This window comes from Bifidobacterium sp. ESL0682, from assembly GCF_029392815.1.
In the GTDB taxonomy this organism is placed as follows: domain Bacteria; phylum Actinomycetota; class Actinomycetes; order Actinomycetales; family Bifidobacteriaceae; genus Bifidobacterium.
This window is the reverse complement of the sequence record NZ_CP113942.1, coordinates 425,110-446,494: the sequence shown is the minus strand read 5'-3', so window position 1 is coordinate 446,494 and position 21,385 is coordinate 425,110. Positions and strand designations below refer to the sequence as shown.

17 protein-coding genes and 3 pseudogenes are annotated in these 21,385 nt (G+C 52.1%); 3 read left to right on the top strand and 17 right to left on the bottom strand.

The features are described from left to right. Positions 1–5: 5 nt before the first annotated feature. From OZX57_RS01845 to OZX57_RS01820, 6 genes and pseudogenes are all read right to left on the bottom strand, one after another. Complete coding sequence (locus tag OZX57_RS01845; RefSeq protein ID WP_277162491.1) at positions 6–1,247, bottom strand: phosphatase domain-containing protein; 1,242 nt, start codon at positions 1,245–1,247, stop codon at positions 6–8. Positions 1,248–1,387: 140 nt separating this feature from the next. After that, complete coding sequence (gcvH, locus tag OZX57_RS01840; protein WP_277162899.1) at positions 1,388–1,798, bottom strand: glycine cleavage system protein GcvH; 411 nt, start codon at positions 1,796–1,798, stop codon at positions 1,388–1,390. A 188-nt stretch (positions 1,799–1,986) separates the two neighbouring features. Next, positions 1,987–3,510: a L,D-transpeptidase gene (locus tag OZX57_RS01835; protein ID WP_277162490.1), complete on the bottom strand. Its 1,524-nt coding sequence runs from the start codon at positions 3,508–3,510 to the stop codon at positions 1,987–1,989. 190 nt (positions 3,511–3,700) lie between these two features. Continuing rightward, positions 3,701–4,788 (bottom strand): annotated as a pseudogene (nudC, locus tag OZX57_RS01830) (NAD(+) diphosphatase). Between the two features lie 166 nt (positions 4,789–4,954). Beyond that, positions 4,955–5,812 carry an alpha/beta hydrolase gene (locus tag OZX57_RS01825; RefSeq protein WP_277162489.1) on the bottom strand — a complete coding sequence of 286 codons (858 nt, stop codon included), beginning with the start codon at positions 5,810–5,812 and terminating at the stop codon, positions 4,955–4,957. Between the two features lie 113 nt (positions 5,813–5,925). Then, positions 5,926–6,558, bottom strand: coding sequence for an NUDIX hydrolase family protein (locus tag OZX57_RS01820; protein ID WP_277162488.1), 633 nt, complete (start codon positions 6,556–6,558; stop codon positions 5,926–5,928). Between the two features lie 164 nt (positions 6,559–6,722). Here OZX57_RS01820 and trxA point away from each other — a divergent pair, with 164 nt between their 5' ends. Together trxA and OZX57_RS01810 are read left to right on the top strand one after the other, a co-directional pair. After that, a complete protein-coding gene (gene trxA / locus OZX57_RS01815) occupies positions 6,723–7,073 on the top strand; it encodes a thioredoxin (protein ID WP_277162487.1) in 351 nt (116 codons plus the stop codon). 435 nt (positions 7,074–7,508) lie between these two features. Then, complete coding sequence (locus tag OZX57_RS01810; protein WP_277162486.1) at positions 7,509–8,510, top strand: G5 domain-containing protein; 1,002 nt, start codon at positions 7,509–7,511, stop codon at positions 8,508–8,510. A gap of 327 nt (positions 8,511–8,837) precedes the next feature. On the opposite strand, the pseudogene galE reads toward OZX57_RS01810, so the two are convergent. The 9 genes and pseudogenes from galE to OZX57_RS01765 all read right to left on the bottom strand — a co-directional run bounded on the left by galE (position 8,838) and on the right by OZX57_RS01765 (position 18,451). Further along, positions 8,838–9,856: pseudogene (galE, locus tag OZX57_RS01805) on the bottom strand (UDP-glucose 4-epimerase GalE). Positions 9,857–10,105: 249 nt separating this feature from the next. Then, positions 10,106–11,533, bottom strand: a complete 1,428-nt coding sequence (locus tag OZX57_RS01800) for a polysaccharide deacetylase family protein (protein WP_277162485.1) — start codon at positions 11,531–11,533, stop codon at positions 10,106–10,108. Between the two features lie 243 nt (positions 11,534–11,776). Continuing rightward, a complete protein-coding gene (gene rfbA / locus OZX57_RS01795) occupies positions 11,777–12,688 on the bottom strand; it encodes a glucose-1-phosphate thymidylyltransferase RfbA (protein ID WP_277162484.1) in 912 nt (303 codons plus the stop codon). 129 nt (positions 12,689–12,817) lie between these two features. Continuing rightward, a pseudogene (locus OZX57_RS01790) lies at positions 12,818–14,271 on the bottom strand (bifunctional dTDP-4-dehydrorhamnose 3,5-epimerase family protein/NAD(P)-dependent oxidoreductase). Between the two features lie 86 nt (positions 14,272–14,357). Further along, positions 14,358–15,380 carry a dTDP-glucose 4,6-dehydratase gene (gene rfbB, locus OZX57_RS01785; RefSeq protein ID WP_277162483.1) on the bottom strand — a complete coding sequence of 341 codons (1,023 nt, stop codon included), beginning with the start codon at positions 15,378–15,380 and terminating at the stop codon, positions 14,358–14,360. A gap of 618 nt (positions 15,381–15,998) precedes the next feature. Next, the gene (locus OZX57_RS01780; protein WP_277162482.1) at positions 15,999–16,163 is read right to left on the bottom strand and encodes a hypothetical protein; all 165 of its coding nucleotides are present in this window, start codon (positions 16,161–16,163) and stop codon (positions 15,999–16,001) included. A gap of 20 nt (positions 16,164–16,183) precedes the next feature. Continuing rightward, positions 16,184–16,996: a hypothetical protein gene (locus OZX57_RS01775; RefSeq protein WP_277162481.1), complete on the bottom strand. Its 813-nt coding sequence runs from the start codon at positions 16,994–16,996 to the stop codon at positions 16,184–16,186. 2 nt (positions 16,997–16,998) lie between these two features. Further along, positions 16,999–17,631, bottom strand: a complete 633-nt coding sequence (locus OZX57_RS01770) for a hypothetical protein (protein ID WP_277162480.1) — start codon at positions 17,629–17,631, stop codon at positions 16,999–17,001. Positions 17,632–17,656: 25 nt separating this feature from the next. Further along, positions 17,657–18,451: a TIGR04255 family protein gene (locus tag OZX57_RS01765; protein ID WP_277162479.1), complete on the bottom strand. Its 795-nt coding sequence runs from the start codon at positions 18,449–18,451 to the stop codon at positions 17,657–17,659. 208 nt (positions 18,452–18,659) lie between these two features. Between OZX57_RS01765 and OZX57_RS01760 the strand changes: the two genes are divergently transcribed. Then, positions 18,660–18,854: a hypothetical protein gene (locus OZX57_RS01760; RefSeq protein ID WP_277162478.1), complete on the top strand. Its 195-nt coding sequence runs from the start codon at positions 18,660–18,662 to the stop codon at positions 18,852–18,854. Positions 18,855–19,150: 296 nt separating this feature from the next. Here OZX57_RS01760 and OZX57_RS01755 read toward each other — a convergent pair whose 3' ends face one another. Continuing rightward, positions 19,151–19,411, bottom strand: coding sequence for a hypothetical protein (locus OZX57_RS01755; RefSeq protein ID WP_277162477.1), 261 nt, complete (start codon positions 19,409–19,411; stop codon positions 19,151–19,153). A gap of 111 nt (positions 19,412–19,522) precedes the next feature. After that, complete coding sequence (locus OZX57_RS01750; protein WP_277162476.1) at positions 19,523–20,641, bottom strand: acyltransferase; 1,119 nt, start codon at positions 20,639–20,641, stop codon at positions 19,523–19,525. Between the last annotated feature and the right edge of the window lie 744 nt (positions 20,642–21,385).

Below are 21,385 nucleotides of genomic sequence, written 5' to 3'. Positions count from 1 at the left end.
GTGAGTCAGTCAGTCGCCGACAACCCCAATGTCTGACGCAAATAAGGCAGCATGGTTTTCATGATGTTGGAACCGGTGGTGCCGGTGAACACCGGAACATCGGTGACCGGCATAGGCTGGGTGGCGGTGAGTCCGGCGACTTCGGCCAAAGGCGAGGACTCCCGAGGGCTCAACTCTCGGATGGCGATGGCCAATACCCGACCCGGGTAGCGACGAGCGATGGTGGCGTAGGTCACCGGATCCTTCTGCCCGTCGTCGCCAATCAGGATGAATTTCATATCCGGGAAATCTTCCATCAGCTGTTCGACGAACTCAAGTTTGTGCTCCACACCGGAGGGAATGAAAGTCTTGGGCCGCGGGTCAAGGTCGCGAAGGAGCAGCGGTCCGGCAGGATAGCCATGCTCGGTAATGAAATTGCGTATCGAACTTTCGACATTCCAAGGCGAGGTCGACAGGTAGAAGAACGGCGCATCCGGCAACATATCGGCAAGCTTGGTGAATAGGGCGCCCATTCCCGGCACGCTGGTACGTTTCTTGGGGTTGAGCAGCAGCAGATTGTAGGCCGCTTTGACCGGGCTCGGCGCCTGCGTCACCATAATCGTGTCATCGACGTCGGTGATGATGCCCACCTTGGCATTCGAAGGCACAACGAACAGCTCCGAGTCGACTTTCCCGCGCCCGGCCACCTGATAAGAAACGTGATGGATACCCGGCGTGCTGCCACGTTCAGCGACAAGATCGAGATAGCCGGCCCTGTCAGACATGGCATATGATGAACTGATCTCGCGTGAAGTGTCGTAACGGTCGTAGACCTCGGAGACGCCGACCTGCACCGAATTAACCGGCACATCGTCGATGGCAATTTTCACACGAACCCCGGCCGCCGGCACCGCAAGCATGCCGCGGATGCCACGCATCAGTTCGCCAGAACGAGAACCGCCCGGCGCCAGCACCGTCCTGCAGACCAACCGCGCGTAATCACCGGTGCCATAGCCCGCGTAAGGCTCGACTTTGGGGAACCACCCCCACTGTCGCACAAGTCTGGTGGAAAACTTCGCCCACATACCGAATCCCGTAGTGACCGCGCCTCTTGCATGCCGAAGCAGCGGCTCGAGGCCGTTATGGCGGGCCGACGCCACTTTGTGCGAATCGAATGAGGTAGAGGCACGGTGCACCTCAATTGGCACCGTGGGCATCTCGTCCACCGGTGCCGGCTCTCCGTTCCCTCTTACCTGTTTGCGTGCCATATAGTTCCGTCCGCCCGCACGTCCGCGGGCATCTATTATCTTCCTCAGTATGTATTACGTTTTTTCCGTTGACACATTGATATTCCTGCCTCAGCTCGCGGCCGTTCCGCCACCGCCCGCTCACCAAAGCAGCAACACGATCATTGAGCTCGCTTGACCATGGCGGCGTATTGGTCGGCATCCATGAGCTCAGGCTCGTCGTCATCGAGCTCGATCTTCAGTATCCAGCCCTCGCCATACGGGTCGTTGTTGATGACCTGCGGGTCGTCCGCAACCGCCTGATTGACGTATTTCACGATGCCGTCGACCGGTGAGATGAGATTCTGCACCGTCTTGGCGCTTTCCATCTCGACGATCTCATCGCCGGAGCGCACCGGCGTGCCGGACTCTGGCAAGTCGACATAGACGATTTCGCCCATCTGATTGGCCGCATATTCGGTGATGCCGATGACGGCCAATCCCTCCTCGTCATCAACCCAAACATGATCGCCGGAATATTGCAGATGATCAGGCACGTCCAAAGCAGCGGCCTTGCTGGCCGGATCGGCCATACCCGCAGCACCGTTGACGGCGTTGGAGTCAGCAGTTTCTTCGATATCGGTGTCATTCATATTGTTTTCACTCATGCTGCCAGATTACAGCATCGCGGCGCTAGCCGTCTTGCTTGGCGCGAAATAAAACGGCATCTCGTCTGTCAAGCAAGCGAAATGCCGTATCGAAAAAACGTCGAACCGGAACTTTAGCGAACCGGGCCGCTGGGCTGGTTGCCGACGACCTGCACCAGAGAGCCCTGAGGACAGTTGTCGAAAATCCACTTGGCGTCGGACACATTCATATTGACGCAGCCGTGCGAGCCATGCCCCGCAGGGTCGCCCGTGCCGATGCCGGTCGGATTCCACGGAGCACCGTGGAAGCCCTGCCCGCCGTTGAAGTAGCTGACCCATTGCACATTGGGGGTCACATAATCCTCGCCGCGCATGGTCTGAGTGGTGTAACGAACATTGATGACATAGGTGCCCAGGCTCGTCTCGTGTCCCGGCTTGCCGGTGCACACGGGGAAGGACTGCACCTGCTGGTCATCCTTGTAAACGGTGACGGTCTGCGAAGCACGGTCGACAACGAGGCGCATCTGCGGCTTGGTCTGCTTGACATCGAATTTGGTGACATCCGCCGCCACTTGGATATTGGCAGGCTGAGAGTCGGTAAGCGCGTTGTAAACCTGGTCAATCACCGGGTTGAAATCCTTGACCTTGACGCCGTTGACACCTTTGGTCATCGTTAGCAGCACGTTGCCCGTACTGTCGATGATGTCCTGCTGGCTCACCATGTCCTGATTGAGCTTTCCAGGAATTTCGGCATTGAGGTAATTGGTGATGGCATTCTTGTCGATATCAAGCGAAATGGTGCCCTTTTCAAGGTTGGCGTTCGGCTTGATCCAGGAAGCCAGTTGCCCGACAGGAACCTCAAATTTACGAGCATCACCATTGTTGATGACGATCTTGTTGGCCAGAAGTTTATTGGCTGATGCCGCTGCGGTTTCAGCAGTGCTTTGAGAGATGGGGGCATCGATCGTCTTATAGGTAATCTTGGCGGTCTGCACCTGCCCCGGGTTCGCAATCAGGGTGTCGATGGAACGCTTGACGCCGCTCATTTCAGGCGAGCGCCCGCCATGGCCAGCCTTCGCCACAAACGCATTATTGCCATCGAAAGCGATGCTCGAGGGCACGGCCTTGTCATTGTCTTTGACAAAAGTATTGGTCAGGTAGGTATTAATCGGCATGTCAGAGGTCGTGGCGACCAGTTTGACGTCCGACTGTGAGAATGGGGCGACGCGACCCGCACCATTGCCCTTCGCGGCCAACAGATCCTGCACTGTCTTGTTGACATCGACGTTCACGCCGAGATCTTTGAAACTGGCAGTCGTCTTTTTGCCCTGACCGTCGGAAATAAGAACCTTCGAATCGCTCACTTCGCGATCGACCGTCTGCTTGAGCTGCGCGGTGCTCTGCCCCGCCACCGCGACGTTGCCCAGATGCACACCCGGAGCGGCCTTGTCTTTGTAATAGAACTGCGCGCCGAAGTAGGCCGCGACCAACGCCACGATGAGAACCACGAACGCTACAGCTGCGATGATTATCGGCAACCGGTGCTTGCTGTGCTCATGCTTTCCGTGAGTCCCTATTCCAAGGGCAGCGATATCGGCCTGACTAAGCTCGCTGGTCAATGCCTCAGGCTCACCACCGCTGTTGATCACGTCGTTCATTCCTCGCTACTTCCTCCAGATGCCTTTCTCGGCGTACCGAATAATCAGAATATCTCAATGATTTGACTATCAGTAACGCCGTGGGCAATAAACAAATGATGTATTTCACATCGCGCAAACGAAACGTAGACAATGGTAAAAATTCGTTCGTATTGCACTGTTTTCACGATACCCAAAGGTGGGTTTTCGACTACAGCTCCTGGCCGTACCATTCCTCAATCATGTATCGAGCAATGGTCGCTTTGCCGGGTTGTGATATACGCCCCATGGTCAGCGCATCGGTGAATTCATCGCGGGTGAAAAAGCTCGCTTCAAGGGTTTCTCGGCCATCCACCTTGATATCGGTGCTGAGCGCACGAGCCTTGAACGCGACCATCAACGAGGCCGGGAAAGGCCAGGGCTGCGACCCCAAATACTTCACTTCGCCCAGCTGAAGACCCGTTTCCTCCCCGCCTCGCGCTTGATGGCATGTTCCAGATTTTCGCCAGCCTCGACGAACCCGGCGCAGACCGAATACAACGAAGGATCTTTCCAAGCCTTGTTGTGTTGCAGCAGCAACCGCCCCTGTCCGTCAACAATGGAGGTGATGACCGCCGGCTCGATGCGAGGGAACAGCAGTGAAGAATGTGCCTCGCAGCTTTCATTGACGCATTGCTGGGCCCATCCGCTCATCGCCGGACGGACCGCTGAGCCGCATCGCGGGCAATGGCGCTGCGAATGGTGCCACATGCTCAGCGCCGTCGCCGTGGTGGCCTGGCCGGCCTCGCGAGCTGAAGCGTGAGGCGCGAACCCAAGCAACGAGACCCAATCAAAACGTTCCAGGGCTCGGCTCAGCACGATTGACGAAGGCACATCGGCCGCTTCGCCAGTGTTATTGCCATTATCCTTTTCGCAACGTTTCGCCAAACCAGACACATCAAGGGCAACCACGGCCTGAGGATGCGACGAGGATACATCATAACTGCCAAGGAACATCGCAATGACGCCGGTCTGCTCGCAATCGTCAAGGCTATCGCCAAGCTCACGTAGGACATATTCGCCCGGCACACCCGCCAACCGTATCTTCGCGGTTTCGTAATCGACTCGCGCCGCCTGCCCGTCAGGCACTGCCAACAGGCCATCTCGCACGAAGACCACGGTGGTCCCGTCCTGCGCAAGCACCGTTTTGATGAGGTTTGGGTCGCCTCTGCGCTCGGTCTGATAATCGATGTCGCCCTGTGCCAACGGCAAAAACGGCAGCACCTGGGTCAACGCCAACGATGAGAACGAAGTGGCCATAACAAACCTCTTTACCTTAAGACTTAAGTGAATGACTACGCTAAATTACGCTAAATTCGCACTTGCTTTTCAATGAGCCCGCAAAAGACCATAGCTATCGCGACTGCACGCACCATTCACAACTCGACAACAATTGTATTGCCAGACTGTGATGGCACCGAATACATCAGGCGGATTTTTGCACCCGATCGACCAGATCAAGCAATGCCGAAGCAACGGTGTCGGGATGCTCCACAGCACTGAAATGCCCGCAATTCGGTATCGCGGTGAACGTGGCTTTTGTGGAAGTCATGGCCTCCGCGATCGGGCGCATTTTTGCCGGCGGGCTTGAGGGATCGTTTTCTCCGCTCACCACAGCTGCGGGAACGGCTATGCGAGCCAGCTGGTCGGTGGTGTCCACTCGCCCGGCGGCCATGCGCTCACGCCAAGCGAGGCCTTCCGGATTCTGGCTCTTGATCCAACTGGTCATCGTGTCTTGGAATTGCTGGCCTTGCTTAACGCTGGAATCGCCTGCTTGCGGTCGCGCGAAATGCATGACGGGCTCCACGGTGTTATCGTCCGTGCAGGTATCGGCAATCCTAAGACGATTCGCCCGGGCTTCAGGGCTGTCAACCGCCGTGGTGGTGTCGCATAAGGCTAGCCCTGCAACGGTTTCGGGGTATAGACGCTGCACATCCATCGTCACATAACCGCCCATTGACAGACCGACCCAAATCGCCTTGGCATGCCCGGTAACATGCAACATCGAAACATAGGCTCCAGCGAGTCTATCCATCGCTTCGGCGTACGCGCCATCGGCCGCAACCGCACCAGTGGCATGAGCGTCGGGAATCGAAGCCTCGCCGGCGCCAGGTGCGTCTGGTGCCCAAATCGGGAACGGCTCTATCCCGCGTTCGTTGCCCAAGCTGATAAGGCTTGCCGCGCAATCGTCCCACATTCTCGCGTCGACGGGAAACGCGTGCAGAAGAATCAGCGGAATCCCCTCGCCCGAGCGGTAGACCTTGTTATTAATACGAATATTCATGCCATTCTTTCCACAACAACTAGGAATGTATCAGGAGTAGATTCTGCCCCATATGGGCGCAGTGACTCCCCATGCTGAAACGTCAACACGTTTTACGTTCTGCCGGCTGTTGGCTACTCCCCCACACCGGCCCACGAGAGCGCGCGACGAATAATCTGGCCGTGCCCGCCTGACATCTGATCGACGAACGTGTCGAGCTGTTTGCTGTTCACATCGCACCATTCCACATCCAACGTGCGATCGAGCGGCTTGCAGTCGCCGGAAATCTGCACCACGTAGCACAGTGCGATGGCATGCTGGCGAGAATCGTAGAACTCTGAAATGCCAGGAGTCGGGAAGAACTCCGCCACGGTGAAAGGCTGCAGGTTCGCAGGCAACATCGGCAAGGCGAGATCGCCCAGATCCTTGGCAATATTGCGGGCTATGGCCTCCCGAATCGTCTCATGGAAGAGAATGCGGCCGGTAATCAACGTACGTTCCACAGAACCGCTGTCGCCTACGCGAAGCAATGAGCCCACCTCGGAGACGCGCCCCATCTCATCGGTGTGCACCGGAACCACTTCGACATAGACGATGGGCAGCTTGGCACGCGCCTCGTCGATGTCATGCGGCGAAAGCCACCCTGGAGGGTTGCCGTTGCTGCCCCCGCGCACAAAGTCCTCGGGCGTGATGCTGTCGAATTCGCCACGATGCCGCCCCGCATCGAAATCGCCCTCGTCGGGCACTTCATCATTCAAGACTGCCATGGCTCCATTATCGACTTGAAGGCTGACGAATGCGCGAAACGACCGTTCTTTTCGTCACTGGCTTAGCAATGTTGGGGTTTACTGCGAAACTGGACAGTACATCGGGTCTGAGGCCATTGCAAAGCCAGATTCGGTGCATCGCACAAGCGAAAGGAGCCACAATCATGGCAACGCAGACTTTGACGGCAAAGAACTTTGAAGAGACCATCACCAACAACGATCTCGTGTTGGTTGATTTCTGGGCCACTTGGTGCGGCCCGTGCAAGGCATTCGGCCCGGTTTACGAGAAGGCCAGCGAGGCCAACCCCGACATCGTCTTCGGCAAGGTCGACATCGACCAGAACCAGGACCTCGCCACGGCAGCCGAGATTCAGGCCGTCCCTACGCTGATGATCGCCAAGAAAGGCCAGATCATCTTCAAGCAGGCAGGCGCGTTGCGCGCCTCCGACCTCGACGAGGTCATCAAGCAGGCTCGCGCTCTTGATGTCAATGCCAAGGAAGACGCGAACGCCTGAACAAAACCGGACTTGGATTCAATTGGCAACAAGTACGAATCCGTTTTAGCCCGGACTTCAAACGACATTTGAAATAAGTGCGTTCTCAACATTTCAAACCGATATGCCGATAGCCGATATGTTTTGGCTATCGGCATATTGCTTTCTGGAGCCGAGAAACGACGCGGTTTTCAAGACAATCATCGACGACCACAAAAGCGACACATGGTACAGGGAATGCTCAACCTCCCGATTGTTCCGAGTGACGCGTTATAATAGTGGATGTTTTGTGATGTAATGACGTATCCGCTGATGCGGACTGCAACAGTTTGCAGCGTTACATTTCGCGCGTGTAGTTGGTGCGAAAGAGTACGTTAAGAGTTGAGAGAGACTAACGGCACGCCCGTTGTTTGATGTGCCAGAAACTGTAGGACTACCTAGGAGTATTTAAGGCAAATGGCTAAGGCTAACCACCGTAAGCAAACCAAGACCCTGAGGTCGCTGAGCAAACGCCAGTGGCTGAAGATCGCGGCGTCAGCAACAGCGGTTGTGGCACTGGTGGGCGGCAGCTTCTTTGCCGTTCATGCCCATAATACGCAGCAGGATTCTCTCACTCGCGTCACTTCATATTCGGCGACCGACACCAATGCACTTGGTGTCTCCCGTGGCGCAGACCGCGAGAATCTACGTGGCGGCAAGGCTGGCGACACCTACGTCACTGTCAAGATCAACGGCAAGAACCGTGCCGTGGTCGGCTCCCACTTCACCAATGTCAAGTCCGTGCTCGACCAAGGTGACATCACCTTGGAAACAGGCGACGTCGTTAAGCCGGATCTCAAGACCAAAGTCAACGAATCCACCGTCATCACCATCGAGCGGGCCGATGCCAATCTCGAGACTTCCGACGCCCCCATTGGTTTCAACGTGGTAACCAAGGAAACGTCCGCATTGCCCAAGGGCCAGCAGAAGGTTGAGTCCGAAGGTCAGGAAGGCGTAATGGAGACCACGAGCCTCGTCACGAAGGCCGGCGACAAGACCGTCTCTTCCAACGTATTCACTTCATTCGTGAAGCAGGCTCCTGTCGACAAGGTCATCCTTGTGGGCACCGGTTCCAATTCACCTGTTTCCAACGCAGCCGCGAACATCGGCTCCACCGTTCCTGTCGGCGAGATGCAGCAGTGGGCGCACGACTACCTGCTTTCTACAGGTGGCTCGGAGGCGGACTTCACCGCCACCGTCTACATCATCAGCCACGAATCCGGCTGGCGCATCAACGCACAGAATCCTTCTGGCGCTTATGGCCTTCCCCAGGCGTTGCCGGGCAGCAAGATGGCAAGTGCTGGCGCGGACTGGGCCACCAACTATCAGACCCAGCTCAAATGGTTCTGGAGCTACTGTGGCCGCTATGGTGGCGTGCAAGGCGCTTATGCCCACTGGCTCAGCGCTCACAGCTACTGAGTTCAGTGCTCGGTAAATAATCGTTTGGGGCTTCCGGTAATTCCGGAAGCCCCAATTTGTATTCAAGCAAAGCTTTTAGTTTACTCTTAAAAACTGCGTCGTTATTCTTGACATCCCTCTCTATCAATATTTGTTAAGACTCATAAACAAATGACATTGTTGACAACCGTCAACATTCGTAACGAGCTCAATAGCTTTTTGTCTGAATATTCGATGCGATCGACAAGTATTAAAACCGTTCGCATCAAACGACTAGTCATATCAAAAAGGCTGTTGCCATGCACTGAGCACAACAACAGCCTTTCAACAAATCAGACTAAAGAAACGTCAGTCCTTGCGGAAGCCCTTCGGGTTCTTGGTCTGCCAGTTGAGCGAGGAAGCAGCCATCTCGTCGATGCCGAGCTCGGCCTTCCAGCCCAGCTCACGCTCGGCCTTGGAAGAATCCGCATAGCAGGCCGCGATATCACCGGGGCGACGGGGCTTGATGGCGTATGGGAGCTCGTGGCCCGCAGCCTTCTCGTAAGCCTTGATGACCTCGAGAACGGAATAGCCATGGCCCGTGCCGAGGTTGTAGGTATAGACGCCGGGGTTGTTGATCTTGTCGATCACCGCGACATGGCCCTTGGCAAGGTCGACAACGTGGATGTAATCGCGCACGCCGGTGCCGTCCGGGGTCGGATAATCGTCGCCGTAGACCTGGACTTCCTTGAGCTCGCCCAGCGCCACCTTGGCGATGTACGGGGTGAGATTGGCAGGAATGCCCTTCGGGTCCTCGCCAAGCAGTCCGGATTCGTGGGCGCCGACCGGGTTGAAGTAACGCAGCAGCACGATGGTCCAGGAATCGTCGGCAACATGGACGTCGCGCAGAATCTGCTCCTGGAACAGCTTGGAAGTGCCATACGGGTTGGTAGTGCCACCGACCGGGCTCTCCTCGGTGAGCGGCAGATGTTCGGCTGCACCGTAAACCGTGGCGGACGAGGAGAAGATGAACTTCTTGACGTTGTGGTCGCGCATGGCCTTCAGGAGAACCATGGTTCCGGTGAGGTTGTTGTCGTAATACTCGATCGGCTTGGCAACGGACTCGCCCACAGCCTTGAGGCCAGCGAAGTGGATGACCCAGTCGACGTCGTTTTCATCGAAGATGCGATTCATCAGCTCTTCGTCGCGCACATCCCCGTCGTAACGCTTGACTTCTTTGCCGGTGATGGTCTTAACACGGTCAAGCGCCTCAGGCACGGAATTGACGTAATTATCGACGCTGATGACGTTGTACCCCTTGTTCAGCAGCTCCACATCGGTGTGCGTGCCGATATATCCGGCTCCCCGGTAACCAACACAGTTGTCATTTCCTACTCCTTATTTTGCTAACTTAACAAAACATAACATTAACACACAATAGCTACCAAGACTATTCCAACTCAGCTTCGGTAACAGCGCATATCCTTCATTCTATCCATGAGCAATCATGAAACGCAGAAACCACCCAATTGCATGCAATGCAAAACCGCGAACATTCACCGGCACAATAGCACACAAACGTTTGCCGACAACATCAAACCCGCATCAGCGCAGCAACCTCAGCAGCAGCGGCCAATCTACTTGCCGTTCATCGCGATGAGCTGGTCGATCGTGACGAACTCATAGCCCTGCCCTCTCAGTCCGTCGATAATGCCCGGCAACGCCGCGATATCCTGCGACCGGTCGCCTCCACCGTCGTGCATGAGTATCACGGCACCGTTGTATGCCTTCGAAAGCGCGGCATCGCTGATTTCCGGCGCACCAAGCTTCTTCCAATCCTGCGTATCGACGGTCCATATCACGTTGCTATCGATCAAATCACTGGTATAGCGCCACTGGTCCACACCAAAATTGCCGTATGGCGCCCGCAGCATCTTGGTGGTAACCCCAGAAGCCGTTTTGATGTTCGCCAGACCTTGGGAGATATCCGTGCGCAACTGCTCGGCATTCAGTTTCTTCATGTCCGGATGCGTGTTGCTGTGGCTGGCCACCTGATGGCCCTCGGCGACCATGCGCTGCTCCATTTGCGGATATTCCGCCGAACCCGTGCCGATATCAAAGAACGTGGCCTTGGCGCCCTTCTCTTTCAATATGTCAAGAATCGGGCCGCTGTATTGGCTGGGTCCATCGTCGAAAGTCAGCGCAACCACCTTGCAGCTTGCGGGCTTGGGCGAGAACGTGTCGACAATGACGTCCTGAGGCTGCGTGACCACGCCTTTGTTCACACGCTCACCGGAAATCTTGCCGGTCCAGACTTCGCTTGAACCATCTTTGCCGGCCTGCCTGAGCTTTTGGATGACACCATGCCCATTAATAATGACATTGAATGGAACCACGGTGCGTTGGATATCATGTTTTTCGACGACGTCCTTGCCGCTCTTCACGCTTATTCTTGCGTTTTCGGGCAATTTGACCGAGTTAAGGTTGGCAGGGACGCCGGTTGCTTCCTTGGAGTTCTCTTTAGATGTCTTATGTTTTGTCGCGTCGACGCTTGCGATCTTTTTCCCGTTGACCCTATAAACCACCGGTTCTCCGCCGGTTGATTTGAGAACTTTGCCCGACACGGAAATCAACCTGCCCGGCTTGGCGCCGAAATCGCGGTTGTCCTTCGCCAGTTTGCCAAGCGTGGTGTCGGCACGCACCTGTTGTTCAGTGCCGTTGACACTCACAGCGATATGACGCCAATGGCTATAACCCCATACGCCGACGCCCGCCGCCACAAGGGCAACCACCAACACCGCGATGATCGAGTGAAACGTCCACCGGGGCAACTTGCGCGGTTTACGCGGCTCGATGGTCAGTTCCTCGATCGAGGCATCGGGTTCTGGGCTACTTTGAGTTGGAGTATCCTGAGCCGAAACGCTTTGGATCGAATCGTCCTGATGAATCGGACGGCTGTCATCACGTTTATCATCAGCTCGATCATGGCGATCAGCGGCGGTTTCATGACTTTCGTTTACGGCAATCTGACCAGAAGTACGCTTGTCCTTGTCATCGGCACTCACGTTGTTTGCAAGACGGATCCTAGCGGCAGCTTTACCCTTAGACTTAGAGTTCCTGTGCCCCTTCTTGCGACTCATCGATGCTCTCCCTCGCATTGCCGTACGGACTTCTTCATACTACTTATCAAGAATAGCTGGGACTCGAGGAAGACACAGCACAATCATTGTGAACAAAAGAATCAGCGCGAATCTTCATCAGCCACAGAAGAGAAAAAACACGTATTCAGAAAAATATCCGAAGCTGTCTTACTCGGAAATATCCGAGATCTTGTCCTTGGCGATAATCTTGTCTTCGGCGACATCCTTGAGATGCCGACCGTATGCAGACTTGTGATATTTATCCGCCGCCTGAAGCAACTGGTCCCTGGTAATCCAACCGTTCTCATATGCCGCTTCCTCGACAGCCGCGATCGGTAGCCCCTGGGCCTTTTCGACAGAACGCACGAACTCACCGGCCTCATAGAGTGAATCCATGGTTCCCGTGTCAAGCCAAGCGTAGCCCCTGCCAAGCGTGCGCACATTGAGAGAGCCGCCTTCAAGGTACATACGGTTCAAATCGGTGATTTCAAGCTCTCCGCGAGCGCTGGGCTCGACCTTCTTAGCCAATTCGACCACACGCTCGTCATAGAAATACAGGCCAGTCACCGCATAATTGCTCGCAGGATGCTCGGGCTTCTCCTCAATGCTGATGGCCTTCTTATTCTCGTCGAACTCAACGACGCCGTAGCGCTTGGGATCGTCAACATAGTAGCCAAAGACGGTGGATTCACCATGCTGAGCGAGGTCAACCGCCTCTTTGAGCACACGTCGAAGTCCGTTGCCGTAGAAAATGTTGTCGCCGAGTACCAGAGCGCAAGGCTCGCCAGCGATGAACTCCTCGCCCAGTGTGAACGCCTGTGCCAGACCTTCCGGCTTCGGCTGCACCTTGTACGACAGCTTGATGCCATAATCGGAACCATCACCCAGCAACCGTTCGAAATTCGGTAGGTCTTTCGGCGTGGAAATGATCAGGATATCGCGGATGCCGGCCATCATCAGCACGCTCAACGGATAGTAGATCATTGGCTTGTCGTAGACAGGAAGCAGCTGCTTTGAGGTGACCGTGGTCAACGGATATAGACGAGTCCCCGATCCACCCGCAAGAATGATGCCCTTCATGTTCGACTCACTTTCAACAATGACGATGTGCAAGAATATTTACCCAGCCTAGTCCCGACAACCCGAGAGAGAATCCGCTTGATTTGCATCTATGCAGTTCCCTCTCAATTGTCGAGACAACATGGGTGTTTACGATTGTTTTTGCTCGCTCACGTAATTGATAAGCGTCTGCTCCCAGTCCGCGGGACGGTACCCCGCCGCCTCCAGCTTGGCAAGATCCAAGGCGCTATTGGTGGGGCGCGGCGAAATCGGGCCTGCGGCATGGGCATAATATTCGTCGGTACTTACCGGAACGACCTTGTCGCCGTTGCCGTTGGTCTCGTCAAAGACCTCCCTGGCAATATCCGCCCAGCTCTTCACGGCACCGCTTCCGGTGAGGTTGTAAGTGTCGTAAGCAGCATCGGCATCCAGCAGATGGAAGATGGCCTGCGCCATGTCGTCGGTGAAGGTCAGGCGGCCGAATTGGTCGTCAACCACGGTGACCTGGTTCAGCTTGTCCTGCGGATCCGCGACACGGTCGGAAAGCCCCATCATGGTTTTAACGAAATTATGGCCGTTGCCAATCACCCAGCTGGAGCGAAGAATGTAGTGACGAGGAACATTGGCCACTGCGATATCGCCTGCAGCCTTGCTTTGCCCATAGACGCCGAGCGGCGAGAACGTCTCCGTCTCGCTATGTTCCTTCTGCGTGCCGTCAAAGACGTAATCGCTGGAGATGTGCACCAGTGTCAGGTTGTGTTCCCTTGCGGTTTTGGCGAGCAATGCCGGACCTTGCGCGTTGGCCATCCACGCGTCGCGTCGCCCCTCGGCGGTTTCGGCCTTATCGACCGCGGTATAGGCGCCGGCGTTGATGATGGTGCCGTACAGGCTCCAGTCATAGCTTTCGTAGGCTTTCGGGTCGGAGAAATCAAACTCGTCACGGTCGGTAAACTCGAAGCCCTGCAGGTCATGTTCCTTGACATACGCCTGAATCGAGCGGCCGAGCTGCCCGTTTGCGCCAGTCACCAATGTACGACGAGGAGCCATGGGCTTGGCATCCTTCAACATCGGGTGATGCAGGTCGGCGTCGCTACGTTCGCTTTCCTCCAGCGGAATCGGCCATTCAATATGAAGATCGGGGTCGGCAAGGTTGACGAAGGTGTAGGTCTTCTTCTGTTCCAACGACCAGTGCGCGTTCACCAGATACGTATAGACCGTGCCGTCCTGCAGTGCCTGGAAGCTGTTGCCCACTCCACGCGGCACATAAATTGCCCGCGATGGATCAAGACGAGTCGTATAGACTTGGCCGAAGCTTTCGCCCGGACGCAGGTCGACCCATGCGCCGAAAATCTCGCCGGCCGCGATGGAGATATATTTGTCCCAAGGCTCGGCGTGGATGCCGCGGGTGACGCCTTTTTATCGTTGTAGCTGATGTTGTTCTGCACCGGGCCGAAGTCGGGCAGTCCGAGCTCGGTCATCTTGGCGCGTTGCCAGTTCTCCTTGAACCAGCCGCGGTTGTCGCCGTGCACCGGCAGATCCAACACCAGCAGCCCTGGGATGTTCGTCTTGGTGACCTTCAGGTCCTTTTCAAATTCAAATGCCATATCCTAGCCTCGTTTATATTGTCCTCATTGCCGAACTGTCCAAGACAAAGCGTGCCGCACCGCACCGGTAGCGGCACGCAGCCGCATCATTGACCTTGCTTCTTGTACTTGGCCTCGGTAGCGGCCTTCGCCGGACGCCACCAGTCCTCGTTGTCGGTGTACCACTGGATGGTCTGCTTCAGACCAGACTCGAAATCGGTGTGCTGCGGCTTCCAGCCCAGATCGGTCATGAGCTTGGTCGGATCGATGGCGTAGCGGCGGTCGTGGCCCGGACGGTCGCGCACCCAGTCGAACGCGTCCTCCGGCTGGCCCATCACGCGCAAGATGTCGTGAAGAACATCAAGATTGTTACGCTCTCCGTCGGCACCGATGAGGTAGGTCTCGCCGACCTTACCCTTGGTGAGAATGGTCCAGACGGCGCTGGAATGGTCTTCGGTATGAATCCAATCGCGCACGTTGAGGCCGTTGCCGTAGAGCTTCGGACGGATGCCGTCGAGGATATTGGTGACCTGGCGCGGAATGAACTTTTCCACGTGCTGGTAGGGGCCATAGTTGTTGGAGCAGTTCGAAATCGTGGTGCGCAGACCATAGGTACGATGCCAGGCACGAACCAACATATCGGCGCTAGCCTTGCTGGAGGAGTACGGCGAGGATGGACGGTACGGGGACTCCGGGGTGAAACGATGCGGATCGTCGAGCGCGAGGTCGCCATAGACCTCATCGGTGCTGATCTGGTGGTAACGCACGTCGTACTTGCGTGCCGCTTCGAGTAGGCGGAAAGTGCCGACGATGTTGGACTGAATGAATGGCTCCGGATCGACAATGGAGTTGTCGTTGTGCGACTCTGCAGCATAATGCACGATGGCGTCGTGGCCGGGAACGATCTTGTCGAGCAGTTCGGCATCGCATACGTTGCCATGCACGAACTCGACCTGATCTTCGGGCAGCCCCTTGATGTTTTCGATGTTGCCGGCATAGGTCAACGCATCAAGCACGGTGACATGCGTCTCTGGGTGGTTCTTCGCCACATAATGCACGAAATTCGATCCGATGAACCCGCATCCACCAGTGACGATGATGTTCTTAGGTTGAAATACTTCTTCTTTCATAAATTTTATATTAGCCGTGAGACTAGGCAACCCCGTATTGAGTGGAGTCGTTTTATTTGTGTATTTATTAATCAGAAAGAAAACACAACATACATAGATAATGTCCAGCTTGTTGCGTGCCTTTGGTTTTCAGTTTTAGTCGCCTATGTGCGACGTTTCTATCGTCTTTCCGATTTTCGGTTCGAGTAACGACATATCCGGCTATCACCAGTTCAACCAGTCCTGGGTGACGTTTGATTTTCGCGTTGACGAGTATGAGGGCGCTGGGCCGTCGGGAGGGGACTGACCGACGACCTTGGTTAGCCGGTGTAGCTTGCAGTTGAAACGTTCAATCATGTTGGTGGTGCAAATTAGCTACCAATGACCAGCCGAGAAACTGACAGCCGGTAGATAGTCGTCGCGCCGATGGGTAATGTTCGGTAATTTGGTCACCGCGACCGTAGAGGCCGCCTACGTGTAGTTCATATTATCAATGACCAGCCGTATGAATGGTAACACCCTGCTCGCATGCCCCATGCAACACACCGATTCATTTTAAGGATGTTGCAACAATCACTAAAACTCGCCGCGACAAATATCAAATACCATCGTTGAATCTTTAAAGAATCAATTTTGCAATCACGAATCATCCCCAAAATGGGAATCAGACAGTACTTCCAAATCTAAGCTATAAGAACGATCCATCTCATCAATACTATATTCTTTTGACGGCTTCCAATCAAATTTAACAGTTTTGACTTCTGGCTCGTATTTAGATATATCGCCGAAAATAAATTCACCCATATGGGTCATGCAACCTTCAATCAACGAAGCAAGAACAACATTATCTCTAGAGTCCTGACCCGCCAAAAACATATTAAACTGCACAAATCAGAAAAACTCATATTTTTAGGGTCTCGACTACATTTCTTTACCCCATATTTTTCCAAATTCACTTGTTCTTTGGTTAGACTATCAAATTTTATAATCCCATCGTCTTCACTGTAGTTAATGACATCACTGCGCATAACAAACACGAAATGCAGCTGCCGTTCAGGTTTTGACCAATCATCGCAAGACACTTGTATCGTACGAGTTAAGTCCAAAAACCCTGCCAATGGCTTGGTATCTTTCCCTTCAGCTGCCCTCACTTTACTCTGAATTTTACGCAAACAATCATGAACTTCGTCCGGGAAAGGAAACCTTGTAAACACGCGCCCAATCCGATTTGAGAAAGCCGAAACTTCCTCACTAGAATTAACATCTACACAATGATAAAAGCGATATGATTGTTCAAAAACTTGTTTGTTTAGTGAAAAGGCAAAAGTCGCGTCAACAACCCAGTCGTTCCCATCTTTTAATTCCGGTGGAATTAACTTAAGTGGAATTTTAGTAGGTCTTCTCCCGCGCCAGATATCATCAGCAGTCTGACTATCAACAGCAAATACAGGAGCAAGTAGAATTCTTTCCTTTGAAGGTGACACAACATCACAGGTCTGCGTCAGGATAACAAAACCATTCTCAAACCTCTTCTCCTCTGAGAGACATTTCGCAGCCTCACCTTGCAAACGCGCAGAATTAACCCAATCGCCCTGTCGGAGCTCTCTGAGTATAGGAAATGCTTGCTTATTTTCCAATTTCAGGCCTCAATAAGTTGACGAGGAGAAAGAGGCTGACGATTGACAATATCAGGCAATTGAACTTCATTTAGCCATTTTTGAAAAAGACTCATTCCTTTGCTGGAATCCAATAAAGCAGATTTCATACTTATATAATCTTGAGAAGCAAACGAATTAAAATCCTCAATCAAATTATTCAATCTTTCTTCATGACCTGCATCCATACTTTCACCTGCTGCCCAAAGATGAACAGAACGCCTACTAACTGCAAAAAGTCTGCTAATCTGAGACCACGTAAGTTGAGACTTATCATGAAAATCTTTAATCTTTTGTTCTGTTGTAATCGAGCTTATTTTGTTAGAAATATCTGTTTCGGTTTTTGGTTCAACAGTTGTATTGTCAACGTCGGAAACTTTATTTCCGGCCGACAACACCACATCATCAACGGCATAACTATAAGTAGAGAAATTCTTTGGAATATAGGCGATTTCCTCCCCAGTCGTAAACGTAAGCACAGCAGCTGTCATTAATAATGCGAATACAGGTTTTGCGACTTCGCCCAAGGACAAAGACTGATGATTTAGCATATGTTGTTCATCGTTCACTAATTGAAAGTCACCAGTAGAAGATGAATCCATTATTGCTACAGACATTTCATTCACCTTTCTATTTTAGAGCTTACTTATATTCCTTTATAAATTCTTCAGTAATAATATGCTGGGCAAAGAAGTCATGCTCGATATTTGCCAAATGACGAATCTGTTCTGCCATTTCACTTATATCAGTCGGTATCTTCTCAGTCTGCGAAGCATCCATATCTACGACCCAGGTACTTGAATCTTTTATTGGTTTCACTGAAGGATCAGGCACATCACCAGGTCCTAAAACACCAGATCGAACATTAAGAACAATGGAAGAATCTTGGTCAACGACAAAATTCGCCTCATTCGTGGAATTAGAAAGTTCCATTCGCGAAGTTGCGAAATTCTGTACAAATCCCAAACTTTCCGATTTAAATAACCCTTCAACTTTTTGCAAATTTTTATATGGAATTCTATTAACATATCTGTATGCAATACGAGAAACCGTATCGACAGAAATTAAAGTGGATATCTTGCCAAGAACATCTTTTAACCGATCAACACAATCTTCACGCCCTGTATAAGCTCGTATATCTCGCTCACAGATACAGTAAACATTAATAAAAGACTCGGCAATAGTTACATTCCAAGACAAATCTGCCGTACTATAAACTCTACGCTGAGTAACATTGCCAACCTGGATTGTACCAGAATCAGTTTGTATTTGTAGAGGAGGAACAGACTTGGTCTTGGCAAATGGGTAATCATTATTAAATAATTCATTAAGTTTGTCATAATTTCGTTCACCAAGAGCAGTCAGGCCGGACGGGAAACGCACCTGAACTAGCACCAGGGACAATGGCGACTTTGACAATATCTTCGGCATTTGCATGCTTCACACTCTACTTCACATCTATATTAAAAGCAAATTTTTTCCAACTTCTTAAATCAGAATAATGGGTAGTTTCATTACTCAAACAAAAGTGGTGTCCAGTAATTTGTGCACTTTGAGTTCTGGAGTTTGATAGAGGTGTGATCTCCCTCCTGCGTACAATTTTCAATCGTAAACAGAGAAAACCGATTGTAAGCAGGCGAACGCCATGCCCACCAGCAAACTCGTACGGGTCAGCGAATCTAAGTTCGAGACCGAACTCGACCGGATGACGTCGAAAAAGGTCAAGAAAATCATCAACGCGATGTTCAACGCCGAAGCCGACGAGGTTGCAAAGGCGGCGCATGATGAGTTCAGTGGTAGAAGGAAGACCTACCACACCAGCTATTATGAAGAAGTCTAACGGTGGGGCAGGGTCCTCAAATTGAAAGAGCGCCGTTTAAGTCGGCGGTCACCCAGCGCAACCAGATGTACGAGTCGAGCGTCGGATAGATCCTCATGGAGATGCACTTCAGTGGGTTTCCTCCGGCAGGATGACTCAATCAGTGAACTGCTCCCAAGGCGTAATAACAGCGGTGCATGCTCCACTTCGAAAGCGACGTACGTTTCAAAGTGCCCCTTCGATGACGCAAAGATGTCCACGAAACTCAAAGCTGCATTCACCACGGAAAATCGCGAAAGCCCCTCGACAAGGCTGAATCAGTGACCGACAAGTTTGGACTCGATGGAAACTTGGGGAAGCCCTTCCTGCCTGTGAGAGAGCATCGGTAGACGACTACCTGCCAGACGCCGGAATTCCTCATAGAACACTGAAGACTGATCCATACCAACAATATGATCGAACACCACGACCGCAAGATACGCCGCAGAACCAGGGTCGTTTAGCCAATTCCCCGACAGTTGCAGCGCTCTCATGCTCATCACCGCGAAAAGCAGGAACGTCACCCCGAGCTGGCCCAACGATGCTACCTGGACATGTTGCCTCTCAAACCGATAATGGAAAACACAGTTGAAACACCGCAAGAATCAAGTTTTGCCATTAATTGACAGCATTCAATATTCTGTCAGATGCTATTCGATTTGTTTTTCATCCTTGCCCTTTGTCACCCAGGGAGTAACGATTCGATTGACTGAATTCCACAGCCACTCAAACAGCACGCCTTCGAACCGATCAACAGTGACTTTGAATATCAAGCTTCTTACCCAATCCAGCAACATACAGGAGATATATATTGTCAACGTAGCCGCAAGCGCATATAGAATCAGCCATGGTGAATGAAGAAATGGTTGAATTGAAAACACTTTCTGCCACAAGAAAATCCTCATCGTGCCGAACTCGGTGATGAGGTAGACAGCAAACGTATGTTTCGCCAATCTATTAACTATTTTCGATTGGAAATGCAGATTACAGAATAAAGAGAACCAGCCAAAAGCTTCAAAAAGCACAGCTGGATTATAGGCAAGAGGAGTCATATTGAATTGCAAAATAACATGTACTGACGTCCACGCATACCCAATAAGCAGACAGACAACACTTAGTACAGGCTTCTTGAACAATTCAGGTGCATACCAACGAATGTAGGCAATAATGATAAATAGTCCAATGAGTTCAAGGTCGATGAATCCCGAACCGTCAGTGAAAGACTTCTTGATAATCGGAATTTGCGAACTCAATCCCGTTGCCAAAGCAATAATGGATAACACAAAATGCCATTTTTGTGTCAACGTTTGCAATAGTTTGATCAGAAATGGGGATAGTACCAAAAAGCCCATATAAGCTGTGGTAAACCACCATGTGTCAGAAAGAACAGGCGTAAACGCGCTTATAAAATATTTCAGGAAACCTTTTTTGGAAGAAGTTGGAAACGGCCCCCAGCCCTTTGCAATGCTTAACACAGAAAGCATCAAAGACCAGAACAACACTTCCCATTCCAAAGACCATGCCTTTTTAAAGGCTTTATGCAGAGAAGGAGTCGAATCGCAGAGAAAATAGGCGGTAATTGCAAAGAAAAGAATAACCCCCATCTGTCCCTGAGAAAGCATAAAAACTTCTACTAAAAACCGGTTAATTCCTTTGGGAATCGTTACCGCAACAGGAAGAGCCTGATGCATCGCGAAATGGTGGAACGTAATGATGAACATCGCCCAAAGCCGCAAAGCTTCAAAGTTCGATTGTCGTTCTTTCTTCATTCGTCAATCTCCCCATTGCGCAAGCACTCGCTTTAATTATACAATGTGGAGTACAGACATCACCACAATCTCTCGATCTATTTCCACATCCTACTCTGTACATCGATAGTTATATATGAAATTCACAAATTATCATAAATTCAGTGGGCGCACTATTTATTAGTAGGCCTAGTGGGGATAGAGAAAACTTAGACACGGTTTCGCAGCCCCTACCCCGAGTTCTTTTAGCCAAACAAGGACAGAGTATAACCGGCATAAAGAATCAGTCTAAACGTATTCACAACATTACCAATCGCAGGTATAAACACTACAAAATACACAATTTGTTACGAAAGTGATGCTGTATCAGACAAAGAATAATTGCCAATGAAGCTTCAGACACAAAGAGCGTACGATGGCCTAAAGCATAAATCGTCGGCGAAAACCACAACAACAGGAATAAGCGTATCGGTACAAACTGTAGCTCAAAATTACATTCATCTTAATGTTTTCAAGATGAACATTTTATTCCATCAACAGAAGCCATTTGTGAAGAACTGGGACCAGCGACAATATCCAAGCCAGCAAACCGCACCTACATAGGTCAAAAGGAAAATAATAATAAAAAGCAAATATCCCTTGCTCAAACCGATACTTGAACTAGTCAACCAGCGTATGCAACCTTTCGACACCCACGGGTGAACCATGTACGCATCAAACGAAAATCGGGAAATTCTAGTAATTACCGGAACGAATTTCTGCGCA

Bases quoted from the DNA above. Each gene is read 5' to 3' on its own strand.
- rfbB (WP_277162483.1), bottom strand. From the start codon at position 15,380: ATGAAAGAAGAAGTATTTCAACCTAAGAACATCATCGTCACTGGTGGA.
- OZX57_RS01760 (WP_277162478.1), top strand. From the start codon at position 18,660: ATGCCCACCAGCAAACTCGTACGGGTCAGCGAATCTAAGTTCGAGACC.
- OZX57_RS01820 (WP_277162488.1), bottom strand. From the start codon at position 6,558: ATGGCAGTCTTGAATGATGAAGTGCCCGACGAGGGCGATTTCGATGCG.
- OZX57_RS01750 (WP_277162476.1), bottom strand. From the start codon at position 20,641: ATGAAGAAAGAACGACAATCGAACTTTGAAGCTTTGCGGCTTTGGGCG.
- rfbA (WP_277162484.1), bottom strand. From the start codon at position 12,688: ATGAAGGGCATCATTCTTGCGGGTGGATCGGGGACTCGTCTATATCCG.
- gcvH (WP_277162899.1), bottom strand. From the start codon at position 1,798: ATGGCCGATCCGGCCAGCAAGGCCGCTGCTTTGGACGTGCCTGATCAT.
- OZX57_RS01765 (WP_277162479.1), bottom strand. From the start codon at position 18,451: ATGCAAATGCCGAAGATATTGTCAAAGTCGCCATTGTCCCTGGTGCTA.
- OZX57_RS01810 (WP_277162486.1), top strand. From the start codon at position 7,509: ATGGCTAAGGCTAACCACCGTAAGCAAACCAAGACCCTGAGGTCGCTG.
- OZX57_RS01835 (WP_277162490.1), bottom strand. From the start codon at position 3,510: ATGAACGACGTGATCAACAGCGGTGGTGAGCCTGAGGCATTGACCAGC.
- OZX57_RS01780 (WP_277162482.1), bottom strand. From the start codon at position 16,163: ATGGGTGAATTTATTTTCGGCGATATATCTAAATACGAGCCAGAAGTC.
- OZX57_RS01770 (WP_277162480.1), bottom strand. From the start codon at position 17,631: ATGTCTGTAGCAATAATGGATTCATCTTCTACTGGTGACTTTCAATTA.
- OZX57_RS01825 (WP_277162489.1), bottom strand. From the start codon at position 5,812: ATGAATATTCGTATTAATAACAAGGTCTACCGCTCGGGCGAGGGGATT.
- OZX57_RS01845 (WP_277162491.1), bottom strand. From the start codon at position 1,247: ATGGCACGCAAACAGGTAAGAGGGAACGGAGAGCCGGCACCGGTGGAC.
- trxA (WP_277162487.1), top strand. From the start codon at position 6,723: ATGGCAACGCAGACTTTGACGGCAAAGAACTTTGAAGAGACCATCACC.